Origin of the sequence: Catenibacterium faecis (assembly GCF_014306455.1) — a bacterium.
GTDB classification, from domain to species: Bacteria; Bacillota_I; Bacilli_A; order Erysipelotrichales; family Coprobacillaceae; genus Catenibacterium; species Catenibacterium mitsuoka_A.
The window spans coordinates 1-13,120 of record NZ_JACRWG010000061.1; the positions used below are offsets into that span (position 1 = coordinate 1).

Below are 13,120 nucleotides of genomic sequence, written 5' to 3' on the forward strand. Positions count from 1 at the left end.
TTTTTCAAATTAATTGTGGACTTCCAACCGTATTCAATTTTTTGGTGAGGCGGACTTGTCCAGCGTATTGAGTGGACTTCTCTACTGTAACGAGTGGTCTTCCATTAGCGGAATACTCACCAATTTGCAATCAAATAATAGCATCTAGTATTTTAATATGCAAGTTGATTTCAAAGTTCAATTTTAGGTTCTTTGGATTTTAACGTGTCCAGGATTATGGGTACACATCACAATCATTTGAGTGTTTCTTATCATCTTTCTAAAGAATCCATTGCTAGAGAAACTTCATTTAAAATTGTTTTAATTAATTTTTTTTCATATAGACTTAACGTTTTGTTGCTAATCATATCTATTCCTATAACACCATATATTTTATCATTTCGCCGAATAGATAAATACAAAGCCTTTGCTTCTTGCAATGTGCTAGTGGTTGGACCCGCATTTTTATTATTTATATAAACCCATTTTGCCACTGTTCTTTCTTTTTCTGTCAAAAATATATTGCTATCATCCAAAAGATTATTCGGATTATAAATATATGGTTTATCTAACATTTTTCTATTTACAGGATAAAAAATAATAATTCGTTTTAACCATTTATTTAATTGAACACATGTTTCTTTCATAACATCATTATAAGTTTTTGCTTGTTGTAATTTTTGGCTTGTTTCTAACAAAACCTCCATGCTATAAGCACGTAAAGATGCGCTATTTTTTCCCTTCTTTAATTCAAAATTTAAAACATTTATAATAAAGGAAACGACAATCATTACAATTAATACCATAACATATTCTGATGAAATTAGTTCCAAAGAATATTTTGGATCAAAAAATAAATAATTTATTAAACATACATTTATAAACGGTATTATAAAGCTATAAATAGGAAGTAATGTTAAACTACCTATAATACATGATGATAATACGTATAATAATATAATCGTAGTAATATCAAATCCCGCAATTTGTGCGAAATATGCTAAGATAGTTATAATCAATAGTGTACTTATTGAAATACAGCTATCCCGAGTTGAAAATCGAAAAAAATTTTGATATTGATATTTTACACTGTTTAGATTTTGCTTGCTCGAATTGTTATCTGGAATAATATATATATCTAAATTAGGAGATAATTTTGTTAATTTATCTACTATCGTTGGTTTATTAAAAATTGATTTTTTTTGATATGAACGTCCTAAAACTAATTTAGATACTCCTGCTGTTTTAGCATACTGACTAATTTGATAGGCAATATCATCACCATATGTAGATACAATGTTTGCTTGTAACTCCTTTGCAAGAGAAATGTTTTTTTCGAGTTGTTGGAAAGCTTTTAAATCTAATTCTTGTGAATCAGAATTTTCAACGTACAAAGCTGTAAACTCTCCATGAAATGCTTGAGCCATTTTAGAAGCGGTTCGAATTACTTTTTGATTCGTTGGTGATGTTCCTAAACAAACCAATATTTTTTCTTTAAGAAATTGCTTATTTTCATCTTTTGCATATAAATTTATACGATCAGCGCATTTCCTTAATGAAATTTCTCGTAATGCTATTAAATTATCTTTTATAAAAAAATTCTCTAACGCTCTTTTTGCTTGTGTCTTACTATATATTTTACCCTGTTTTAACCTTTCTATTAAATCATTTATATCAACATCTATTAGCTTAACATCATCTGCATCATTAAATATATAATCAGGAATCCTCTCATTTACCTTTACTTTTGTAATACTTTCTACAACATCGTGTAAACTTTCTATGTGTTGTACATTTACAGTTGTATAAACATCTATACCTGCTCGCAATAATTCTTCAATATCACTATATCTTTTTTTATGTCTAGAAGTAGGCGCATTTGTATGAGCTAATTCATCAACTAGTATTAGTTGAGGGTGTCTATCTAATGCTTTATCTAAATCGAACTCAGAAAAATGATGTCCCTTATAAAGTACCTCTTTAGTCGGTATTTTTTCTAATCCATATGTTAGGTTCTGCGTATCTGGTCTATCATGACTTTCTATATATCCAATTACTACATCTACACCTTCAACAGATTTTTGCTGAGCTGTATTTAACATGGAAAAGGTTTTTCCAACTCCTGCACAATATCCAAAAAAAATTGTTAATTCTCCATTTCTCGCCTCTTCCAATACTAACATCTCCTTATATTATTTAACAATTAACCATGTTTTTATTTATAGTTATCTTTGTAGCCGGTAAACTAAATGTAAAAATAGCCCCTGTTGGATGATTATCTTTTACAGATATAACACCACCGTGTGCTTCAACAATTGATTTACATAATGATAAACCTAGTCCCATACTCTTCTTACTATCAACAACAGAATGATTTACAGTATAGAATTTTTCAAAAATTTTATTTTTATCAACATCTTTTATTCCACTTCCATTGTCACACACTTCAATATACACATTATTTTTTATTTGATAAGCGTTTATAGAAATTGTTGATTCATCTTCTGTATATTTTATCGCATTATTAATTAAATTTATTAAGACCTGTACAATTAATCTCGCATCCATATCCGCCATTAAAAAATCATCAGCAATATTCACTTTAATTTTACGATTATCTTTGATTCTACTAACATGACTTAATGATTCATCAATTACATCTTCTATAACTTCTGGTTCTATTCTTAATTTCACGCTACCATCTTCTATACTAGTCATTGATAATAGATTTTCTACTAAATTGATTAACCACAAAGAATCGTCATATATATTTTTGTATAAAGCATTTTTTTTATCATTCTTCAAATTACCATTATCATTTAACAACACATCAGCATTACCATATATCGAAGTCAACGGTGTTCTGAGATCATGAGATATAGACCTAAGTAAATCAGATCTAAATTGCTCTTTTTTTACTTTTATAATAGCCTCATTCTTTTCTTCATTACTTATTATATTTTCCAAGCATATAGCCATTTCACTTAATATAGCCAATAAAATACGTTTATCAAATGATCCTAAAACATCGTTACCTAAATAAATACCTATAACTCCATATATTTTATCATCCGTTAATACAGCATAATAGATACTCTTTGATCCTGATAAATAACGAGTTGTCGCTCCTGCATGCTTTCCATTGATTGCTACCCATTTTGCAACGCCTATCTCATTAGCATTCAAAAACTCTTTACAACAAGAATTTTCCCTTTTGGGAAACAGAATAGGATTTTGTATAGAAGACTTCTCAATTGGAAAATACGCAATATCTCTATTAAATAAATTTGATAATTGTTTGCATCCACAATTAAATATATCTTCCACAGATTGTCTTTTTTGCAAAAGCTGGTTTGTTTCTAATAAAATACGAGAAACATTAGCCATATTAGCATAACTTGCAGCTGTTAATTGAATTTTATTCATTAGTGTACTTATTAAAAAAGCAACTATAATCATAATTACAAATGTCATTAAATAAGATGAATCATAAAAAGATAAACTTAATATAGGCAGTGTAAAATAAAAGTTAAATAAAATAACACTAGCAATCGATGAAACGACACTGCATATGATATTTGATGTAATTAAGGCAATCAATAAAACACCAATTAAGTAAATCATAATAATATTAGAATCATGAAATCCCATTTTAAAAAACACAAAGCCAACCACTGTACAGATAAATAATATAAGAATACTAGTAACAATCGATTTTAGTGTCAATTTACTTTTATTGTTTAATCTCTTGAATATTCTATTTTCTTTTACTGGCACGATAATTAAATTAATGTCTTCAATATTATCTAATAAATATTGATCAATTGGTTTTTGAAAGAGATGCAATCTCATATTCATATTTTTTCCGATGACAAGTTTATTTACTTTATATATATTAGCAAATTTAAAAATTTCACCCGCTATATCCTCAGAAGAAACAATTTCCACCTCTGCTCCTAATTGTTTTGCATAAGCAATATTTTTATCTAGCTGTTCCTGATTTGAATCACTTAATGTCCTTTTCGTATCAGATATATACAATGCATAAAAATGGTCTTTTTTATTTCGCAGCATACTACTAGCAACACGAATTACATGGATATTGGATGGTGAAGGAGAAAGACATACCATGATAGAATCAGTATTTTGATTACTCATTATTTTTATCCTCAACATCAGAATTATCTATTTTTATCATTTTATAACCTACCCCAACATGTGTTTGTATGTATTTTTCATTTGATATTTTCTCTATTTTTTTTCTTAAAGAAGTTATATAAACTCTTAATGAAGATAAATCAGATTCAATAGAATTAACCCATACTTTATCTAATATATACTGATGTGTTAATACTCTTCCTATATTTTTGGATAATAAGCACAATAGATTGTATTCAATAGGCATTAAATGAATTTCTTTATCATCTACATATACAGATTGAGCAATATAATCTATTTTTAAATGTCCATTCACAAAATAATCATCATTATTTAATGTATTTTCTTTGTACTGAATTCTTCTCAAAGTTGAGCGAATTCGAGCTAACAATTCTTCTACACTAAATGGTTTAGTTAAATAGTCATCCGCTCCCATATCTAAGGCTCTAATTTTGTCATCATCGTTGCTTCTGGCACTAATTACAATAATTGGAGTAAATGAAAACGTACGTAATTTTTTTATGATATCTATTCCATCTAAATCTGGCAAACCTAAATCAAGCAAAATAATATCAAATTGATGTTTAACTAGTAATGACAACGCCATACTACCATTCGTAGCCATTTCGAAATTATAACCATTTGTTTCTAATGCAGTTGATATTAAAATTCGTATGGCGGACTCATCTTCAACTATTAATACATTCGTCAAATTATTCACAGTGTTCATCTCCGTTCGTGTAAATTTCTTTATACTATAACATTTCTAAAAAACCAAATAAAGAATTATTTAGACTATCATTTCTATAGCAATAAGATACTATCTTTGTTTTATTAGTAATGATAGAAAAATCGATTTTAACTTTATTTGATTTCTCTTATTAAAGATAGATTTAATTGCAACACATTAACTTTTTCTTCGCCAAAGATGCCAAGTAATTTATTTTCAGTATTATCCTTTATTAATTTTTTCAATACATCCTTAGAAATATGCGTATTTTTTGACACTCTATCAATTTGAACATTAGCAGCATCAACAGAAATATGTGGATCTAATCCTGATCCAGATGCCGTTATTATATCTGCAGGAATATCTTCTCTTTTTATCGTAGGGTTTTCCTGTAGAAATTTTTCTATATCATCATTAATTCTTTTTTCTAATTTAGGATTACTTGATGCTAAATTTTCACTTCCAGATGATGGTAAAACTTGTCCTTTGCTTTCTTTTTCGTTTTGTGTGAAAGTATTATAATTTACAGCAGAAGGTCTACAATGAAACAATCTCTCATCCGTAAAATCTTGTCCAACGAGTTCAGAACCTATAACTTTTCCATCCAACTCAATTAGACTTCCATTTGCTTGATGTGGGAAGATAACTTGAGATAACCCTGTCATTAACATAGGATAAATCAATCCACAAATTACAAACATTACTAATGATAACTTAAATGGTGTTTTTAATTTATTAAATAAATGTTTCATAAACATCCTCCTATAATCCTAAAAAAACAAGTAATGGTGAAATGACAATATCAATTAATTTAATACCAATAAATGGACAAATAACGCCTCCTAAACCATAAATCATCATGTTTCTTCCTAATAGTTTAGATGCACTCATAGGTTTATATTTGACACCTTTCATAGCTAACGGTATTAGGAAGGGAATAATAATCGCATTAAAGATTAATGCCGATAAAATCGCACTTGATGGAGAACTAAGTCCCATAATATTTAAGACGTTCATTTGTGGAATTGCAATTGTAAAAATTGCTGGAATAATTGCAAAATATTTTGCAATATCATTTGCCATAGAAAATGTAGTTAATGATCCTCTTGTAATTAATAATTGCTTACCAATTTCTACTACCTCTAATATTTTCGTTGGATCCGAATCTAAATCTACCATGTTAGCTGCTTCTTTGGCAGCAGTAGTTCCGCTATTCATTGCTATTCCTACATTAGCTTGGGCTAAGGCTGGTGCATCATTTGTTCCATCACCAGTCATAGCTACAATTTTCCCTAATGATTGTTCTTTTTTTATTGCTTCTATTTTATCTTCAGGTTTACATTCAGCAATATAGCCATCAACACCAGCTTCAGCAGCAATAGTTGCAGCTGTTAAAGGATTATCCCCTGTGCACATGATTGTTTTAATACCAATCTTACGTAAACGATCAAATCTTTCTGGCAATCCTGGTTTTACTGTATCTTTTAAATAAATAACACCTAGAATCTTGTCATTAGCGCAAACTACCAACGGAGTCCCTCCTAATTTTGAAATACTTTCCACTTTTTCATTTAAATCAGAAGGAATTAATCCATTTAAATTTTTTACATAATCAATAATGGCTTCACCAGAGCCTTTTCTTATTTTAGTACCATCTTCAAGATCAATCCCACTCATTTTGCTACTAGCTGTAAATTCAATAAATGTTGCATGCTTGTAATCATCAATATTTAATGTAACTCCCATCTTTTCAGCTAATTCTACTGTTGATTTCCCTTCAGGTGTCGTATCTTTTAACGATGCAATACATGCATATTTCACAAGATCCGTTTCATCTACACCGTCAACATTAATAAAATCACTCGCCAATCTATTTCCGAATGTAATAGTACCTGTTTTATCTAAAATCATTGTATCAACATCACCACATGCTTCTACTGCCTTTCCAGATAGTGCAATAACATTAAATCTAGTGACACGATCCATACCTGCAATACCAATTGCACTAAGTAATGCCCCAATTGTGGTTGGGATTAAGCATACTGTTAATGCTACTAACGTTGAAATTGGAATTTTAACATTTAGGTATGTAGCGAGAGGATATAAAGTGACGATTACTATTAAAAATATAATAGTTAAAGATACTAACAAAGTATTCAAGGCAATTTCATTTGGAGTTTTCTTTCTAGAAGCGCCTTCGACCATAGAAATCATTTTATCCAAGAACGAATGACCTGGATCTGTTGATATTTCAATTTTAATCCAATCAGAAACAACAGTAGTTCCCCCGGTAACTGAAGCAAAATCTCCTCCTGCTTCTTTTGTGACAGGAGCCGATTCACCAGTTATCGCCGATTCATCAACACTAGCAATACCATCTATAATTTCACCATCACTAGGAATTAATTCACCAGTTTTAACAAGTACAATATCACCTTTTTTTAGTTCACTACTAGATACTTCCTTTTCAGATCCATCATCTAAAATCAAACGTGCTTTCGTATCTTTTTTTGTCTTTTTTAAAGTATCTGCTTGTGCTTTGCCACGTCCTTCAGCAACGGACTCAGCAAAATTTGCAAACAATAATGTGACAAACAAAATAATCGCAACTATTGCATTATATAGGCTTAAATTACTTCCTTCATCATGAAATAAATGAGGAAAAAAAACTAATATTGTACATAAAATAAATCCAACTTCAACAACAAACATAACCGGATTTTTTATCATATATTTTGGAGATAACTTTGTAAAAGCACCTTTAATTGAAGAATAGAAGATATCTTTCGTAATAAATTGCTTCTTTTCTTTTTTACTCATTTTTATTCCTCCTATAATGTCAACAGCTCTGCAACTGGGCCTAATGCAATTGCAGGTAAAAATGTTAGTGCTGCAAAAATATAAACAACAATTACTAATATAATTGAAAATGTTAGAGTATTTGTTTTTAAAGTTCCTGTAGATTCATTAATATCTATTTTATTCATCAAACTACCAGCAATACCTAGTTGAATGATTATTGGTAAATATCGAGCTAAAAACATGACTATACCACAACTCATATTCCAAAATAATGAATTATCTACTAAACCTTCAAAACCCGAACCATTATTAGCTGCTGATGAAGCAAACTCATATAAAACTTGTGATAAACCATGAAAACCAGGATTCGTAATACCGTTAACACCTTCTGGAATAGATACAGCTAAAGCACTAAAACCTAAAATCAATAATGGATGAATAATAATGCATAAAGCTGCAAGTTTCATTTCTTTTCCTTCAATTTTTTTACCAAGATATTCGGGTGTTCTACCAATCATCAAGCCACAAATAAACACGGCAATAATGGCATAGATTAACATATTCATAAGCCCAACACCAGTTCCACCAAAAACAACATTCAACATCATATGCATTAATGGAACTAATCCACCTAATGGCGTTAATGTATCATGCATGTTATTGACGGCTCCAGTTGTAAAAGATGTTGTCACAGTAGTAAATAATGCGGATTGTGCAACACCAAATCTTACTTCTTTTCCTTCCATATTACCAAGAGTTTCTGTGATACCTGCTTGTGCTACTGCATGGTTTCCTTGCGATTCACTCCAAAAACAAACTCCTAAACCAATAACAAATAATATTGACATAGCAACGAAAATTGTTTTTCCTTCCTTGCCCATCCACACCTTGTTTGATTTATTACAATTTTTATTTGACAAAGTATAAACGCTGTTATTTGCTTTTGATTCTTCATACTTATCATATGCCATTCTACCAAATACAAAAATACAAGAAACCGGCAAAATCATCATTGAAAATAATTCGATAATATTTGTAATAATTGTCGGATTTTCTAAAGGTGTAGCTGAATTGGCACCTAAAAATCCACCACCATTTGTTCCTAAATGTTTAATAGATTCTAATGCTGCCATGGGACCACATGCAATTTCTTGAATTTTTCCTTCTATTGTTGTTAATTCAATATTTGAATTCAAATTTTGTGGAACACCTTGCCATACAAGAAATAATCCAATAATCATTGATAAAGGCAATAAAAATCGGTTAATGATTCGGATAAAATCAACATAGAAATTACCCATTTTTTTACCTAACAATCCTCTAATCATAGCAATACATGCAGAAAAACCCGTTGCAGCAGAAGTAAACATCATCATAATAACCACAAGCATTTGAGATAAATATGATAATCCAGATTCTCCAGCATAATGTTGTAAATTCGTATTTGTCATAAAAGATATAATGGTATTAAAAGACAATGATTCTTCCATACCACTAATACCATTAGGATTTAAAAATCCAATTGATTGAATTCTTAAAATTAAATACCCAATGAAAACTAGGCATAAATTGACCAACAATAATGACATAGCATATTTTTTCCAAGTCATCGTTGATGTATCTATTTTTATTATCCTAAACACAAAATTATCCATTTTATCAAATACTGGATCTGCAAATGTTCTCTTACCAACAGACACATGGTAAACATAATTTCCAATCGGAAAGATGATAACCATAAACAATAATAATGTACAAACTATCTGTACCATAAATGACCCTCCATTTACATAAATTTATTTTTTTCAACAACATGTCCGATATGTCTACTATCATATTTAATCTCATATTTTTGCTCGCTTTTAGAACGGTCTGACTCTTCATAAAAAAATCTATGCATCGGTTCAAAACTACTAAAATTAGATATATTTTCTTGAGCAGGAAAATAAGTTGGATCTAAACACCACGCCGCTCTAAAATGTTTCATTGCTAAAATATGATTGCATTTTTTTTCATATATAATCCCTAATAAATTATGAGGTATAGCAGAATTTGGATGTTTTGACATAAAATTGCAAATAATTTGAATAGCTTCTTGTGATTTACCAGAACAAATAAGCTTTTTCATTTCTAAACAAAAGTATTTTTCATTTTCCTCATCGCCGTTGAGTATAGTATTCATATTACCATCCCCTTTTTATAATATAAGTTAAAATTTATCTGGGTTTATCAAAGCATACAAAAGATAACAAGAAAGTAATATAATAATTACTACCATAATAAACATTTACAATCACCTCTATCTTTTTAATTCTTTATCAATCCAATTTACAAACCCTGTCATAAGAAAAAACGAAATAACTAAAATAGCTAACATGATTACATCAATCATAAATTTCCTCCTCACTATTGATTTCACAATATCTTTATCCTTAGGACAGAAGTATTTTAATACTTTCAGAATTAAAATCGGATTAAAAAAAGAACTTAAAATTAAAATTAAATTAAAACTAAATATCCACATTGCAAAATAAGCTGACATTAATCCTATGTATTGGTATAGCATCTAAACATAGTGCTAGTTTTAAAAAAGCAGCATAAAATTCGCTTTTGAATATCATGCTGCTTTCTTTATGTTATACATAATGAATAGTCTACAGTTAATTTTATATTTTGTAACTGAATATTCTCTTTCTGTCAGGAAGTAATTAGTAAGTGGAAAATCTGTTATCATACCTAGAGGATCTTTTTACTTCCCTATACAGAATCTCTTAAACAATTCATCCAATAAATCTTCTTTAGCCTGTTCACCTAAAATCTCTTTTAAGTTCTCCCAGCTATCATATAAACCAGTCACAATCAGGTCTGTAGGAATACCATCCTCCATTGCCTGAATCGCAACATTTAATGACTGTGAAGCTTTCTCTAGTAACTGTACCTGTCTTTGATTTGCAAGTACCTGTGCCTGTGAATTAGTAATAGCACTAAAGTCAAACTCATCTTTAATATGTTGAATGAGTTCATCTATATGATTCTCTTTAGCACTAATATGAATACCTTCTGTATCAATCACACAGCCCTTATCAGACTTATTGATTAATACAATTCTATTCAATCCTTCAGTACGTTCTAATAATTCCTTATCTTCTGCCTCTATTGGTCTAGAACCATCTAATACAACTAGTACTAAATCAGCCTGATCAATCAAAGATAAAGACTTCTTAACACCCATATGTTCAATCTTATCTTCTGTTTCTCTAATACCTGCTGTATCAATCATATTTAATACAATATCATTTAAACGAATAGAACCTTCTACTACATCTCTAGTTGTTCCTGCAATATCGGTTACGATGGCTTTATCTTCTTCTAATAATGCATTCAATAAACTAGACTTACCTACATTAGGTTTACCTACAATTACAGTAGAAATACCATCCTTCATGCTTGTAAGCTAAGAAATAAGCTAAGAAATCTGATGTTAAGCTTAATTTGATGATCTAGTAGCAACATTTTTCTTAAACTTTGCGTTTATCTTTAGTTTATTTAAAGAAAATTCTTAATATCTTGAGTATATATTAGTGAACAGAAAATTAAGGCAGGTACTTTGAATGAGAATAAATGATCTAGTAGGTGAAACAACAGAATATGACAAGAAATTAAAGGTTAAGTTGAGAAAACCAAAAAGCTGGTGTAAGAGTATTAGTGCTTTTGCGAACACATTAGGTGGCGCTTTAATCTTTGGAATATCTGATGAAAATGAAATCATAGGATTAGATAATCCAGTTAAAGATGCAGAAAAAATTAGTGAAATAATCAAAACTAAGTTAAATCCAATTCCTGAATTTAAAATGTCTTTTCGTAAAGTAGAAGATAATATTCTAATTATTTTAGAGGTATTTAAAGGTGATGAAACGCCTTATTACTATTATAATGATGGATCTTTAGAAGCTTATATACGAATTGGAAATGAGAGTGTTAAAGCCTCTCCTACGGAACTTCAAAGATTAGTATTACGAGGCCGTAATAAATCATATGATTCACAAAAATCTATGTATAAAATAAGAGATTATTCTTTTTCAAAACTAAGGGAAAGATATAAGAAGTGGACAGGTTATAGTTTTGACGAAAAGAATTTAATATCATTTGGATTGGCTGATGAGGAAGGTTATCTTACTATAGCTGGTTCTTTAATTGTAGATGATAGCCCTGTACATCATTCAAGATTATTTTGTACAAGATGGAATGGTTTAAATAAAAGTAGTGGTGTTTTAGATGCACTAGATGAAGCAGAATATGAAGGTAGTGTTATAAATTTGTGGCGAAAAACCCACACGCTTGCGTGTGGGATGAAAGCCACATTTTACTTGATAAATACTTAGAAAAATGATATATAATCTATGTATATTAAAGTATAGAAAGTAAACAGATCATTAGTAAAAGTAACTATGATATAAACACACATACAACAAAACAACCATCACTGTAATCAGAAAAATCCTAATAATGTTGCACATATAGCGAACAATAATAACCATGCAGAACAGTGTAATCCTAATAATTCAGCATATCATTCAAGTTGTGGAAAAAGTAATGGCACGAACTAAAAGTGACAATGTACAAATAAATATTTCCATTCCTGCTGGATAGAAAACAGAACTTGAAAACCCTGCACGTATCTATTCTGCTGAGGAAGGAGAGAGTATCATATTTCTTGACTTGCTTTGTATTGAAAATATCTGATACAGTATCACATCATCAGGTATTCTAAATTCATATTTCTGGTATTAAAAGGTAATGTAGAGGAGATATTGAAATAGATATTACAGAAAAATCTATTACCACATTAAGGCTCTTGAAGTGAAGCCTGACCATATACATATCTTTGTAGATGTATCATAAACTGTTGCTGCCTGTGATGCTGTAAGAACTTTTAAAGATATAAGTGCTATTGAACTATTCAAAGCATTTTCACAATTAATACAATTCTATGCAGGATGCGGTATTTTATGTTCTAGAGGATATTTTGTATCTACAGTAATTAAGATAATATTAAGGAGCAGAAAAATGATAACTGATAAAGAACATAAAAGACATCTTAAACAATTTCATAAGCTTTCTGACAGGCATATCCTGGCTGTAGAAACCGATATGCCTTATTCTGATGTAGTTAAAGTAGTGGCCCTTTCTGATAAGATACGCAAAGCAGGCAACGAACTTGCAGGTCTTATGAGAAAGAATTATAACCAGCTTATGCGTACAAAGAGATACCGTAAATTACTGTTTCTGTATGGTAATTCTAAAGATAAGGTTAAACGAAAAACTTATGCTGAACAACTTAATGAAATGCAGAAAGTTTATAATATTACATGGGAATACTGCAGAACGTCCATGATTCCAATAGGCAAGAAATATGGCGTAGACGCTGTATTTGCTCTGACTAAAGCCGAA

At 29.8% G+C, this 13,120-nt stretch carries 11 protein-coding genes; 2 read left to right on the top strand and 9 right to left on the bottom strand.

All coding sequences use genetic code 11. The features are described from left to right. Nucleotides 1-251: 251 nt before the first annotated feature. From H8909_RS11020 to H8909_RS11060, 9 genes are all read right to left on the bottom strand, one after another. On the bottom strand, nt 252-2,153 hold the full coding sequence (locus tag H8909_RS11020; RefSeq protein WP_238928279.1) for a sensor histidine kinase: 1,902 nt from the start codon (nt 2,151-2,153) through the stop codon (nt 252-254). A gap of 22 nt (nt 2,154-2,175) precedes the next feature. Then, nucleotides 2,176-4,137 carry an ATP-binding protein gene (locus H8909_RS11025; protein ID WP_187012871.1) on the bottom strand — a complete coding sequence of 654 codons (1,962 nt, stop codon included), beginning with the start codon at nt 4,135-4,137 and terminating at the stop codon, nt 2,176-2,178. Continuing rightward, entirely contained in the window at nt 4,130-4,867 is a 738-nt protein-coding gene (locus tag H8909_RS11030) for a response regulator (RefSeq protein WP_187012872.1), read from the bottom strand. Before H8909_RS11030 ends, H8909_RS11025 begins: the two co-directional genes overlap by 8 nt. Nucleotides 4,868-5,001: 134 nt before the next feature. Further along, nucleotides 5,002-5,619, bottom strand: a complete 618-nt coding sequence (gene kdpC / locus H8909_RS11035) for a potassium-transporting ATPase subunit KdpC (RefSeq protein WP_187012873.1) — start codon at nt 5,617-5,619, stop codon at nt 5,002-5,004. Nucleotides 5,620-5,629: 10 nt separating this feature from the next. Next, nucleotides 5,630-7,687, bottom strand: coding sequence for a potassium-transporting ATPase subunit KdpB (kdpB, locus tag H8909_RS11040; protein ID WP_187012874.1), 2,058 nt, complete (start codon nt 7,685-7,687; stop codon nt 5,630-5,632). Between the two features lie 11 nt (nt 7,688-7,698). Then, nucleotides 7,699-9,441 (bottom strand): potassium-transporting ATPase subunit KdpA, encoded by a 1,743-nt coding sequence (locus H8909_RS11045; protein WP_187012875.1) that lies wholly within the window; start codon nt 9,439-9,441, stop codon nt 7,699-7,701. 14 nt (nt 9,442-9,455) lie between these two features. Further along, nucleotides 9,456-9,851 carry a hypothetical protein gene (locus tag H8909_RS11050; protein ID WP_187012876.1) on the bottom strand — a complete coding sequence of 132 codons (396 nt, stop codon included), beginning with the start codon at nt 9,849-9,851 and terminating at the stop codon, nt 9,456-9,458. Nucleotides 9,852-9,878: 27 nt separating this feature from the next. Next, nucleotides 9,879-9,956 (bottom strand): K(+)-transporting ATPase subunit F, encoded by a 78-nt coding sequence (gene kdpF / locus H8909_RS13790; RefSeq protein ID WP_187012878.1) that lies wholly within the window; start codon nt 9,954-9,956, stop codon nt 9,879-9,881. A gap of 462 nt (nt 9,957-10,418) precedes the next feature. Beyond that, nucleotides 10,419-11,114 (bottom strand): tRNA modification GTPase, encoded by a 696-nt coding sequence (locus H8909_RS11060; protein ID WP_238928280.1) that lies wholly within the window; start codon nt 11,112-11,114, stop codon nt 10,419-10,421. Between the two features lie 166 nt (nt 11,115-11,280). Between H8909_RS11060 and H8909_RS11065 the strand changes: the two genes are divergently transcribed. Next, the gene (locus H8909_RS11065; RefSeq protein WP_187012877.1) at nt 11,281-12,051 is read left to right on the top strand and encodes an AlbA family DNA-binding domain-containing protein; all 771 of its coding nucleotides are present in this window, start codon (nt 11,281-11,283) and stop codon (nt 12,049-12,051) included. A 685-nt stretch (nt 12,052-12,736) separates the two neighbouring features. After that, on the top strand, nt 12,737-13,120 hold a 384-nt coding region (locus tag H8909_RS11070), incomplete at its 3' end, for a hypothetical protein (RefSeq protein WP_202985963.1).

What these genes read in the sequence shown, in the direction of transcription:
- H8909_RS11025 (WP_187012871.1), bottom strand. Translation starts at nt 4,137, where the DNA reads ATGAGTAATCAAAATACTGATTCTATCATGGTATGTCTTTCTCCTTCA.
- H8909_RS11030 (WP_187012872.1), bottom strand. Translation starts at nt 4,867, where the DNA reads ATGAACACTGTGAATAATTTGACGAATGTATTAATAGTTGAAGATGAG.
- kdpC (WP_187012873.1), bottom strand. Translation starts at nt 5,619, where the DNA reads ATGAAACATTTATTTAATAAATTAAAAACACCATTTAAGTTATCATTA.
- kdpB (WP_187012874.1), bottom strand. Translation starts at nt 7,687, where the DNA reads ATGAGTAAAAAAGAAAAGAAGCAATTTATTACGAAAGATATCTTCTAT.
- H8909_RS11045 (WP_187012875.1), bottom strand. Translation starts at nt 9,441, where the DNA reads ATGGTACAGATAGTTTGTACATTATTATTGTTTATGGTTATCATCTTT.
- H8909_RS11050 (WP_187012876.1), bottom strand. Translation starts at nt 9,851, where the DNA reads ATGAATACTATACTCAACGGCGATGAGGAAAATGAAAAATACTTTTGT.
- kdpF (WP_187012878.1), bottom strand. Translation starts at nt 9,956, where the DNA reads ATGTTTATTATGGTAGTAATTATTATATTACTTTCTTGTTATCTTTTG.
- H8909_RS11060 (WP_238928280.1), bottom strand. Translation starts at nt 11,114, where the DNA reads ATGAAGGATGGTATTTCTACTGTAATTGTAGGTAAACCTAATGTAGGT.
- H8909_RS11065 (WP_187012877.1), top strand. Translation starts at nt 11,281, where the DNA reads ATGAGAATAAATGATCTAGTAGGTGAAACAACAGAATATGACAAGAAA.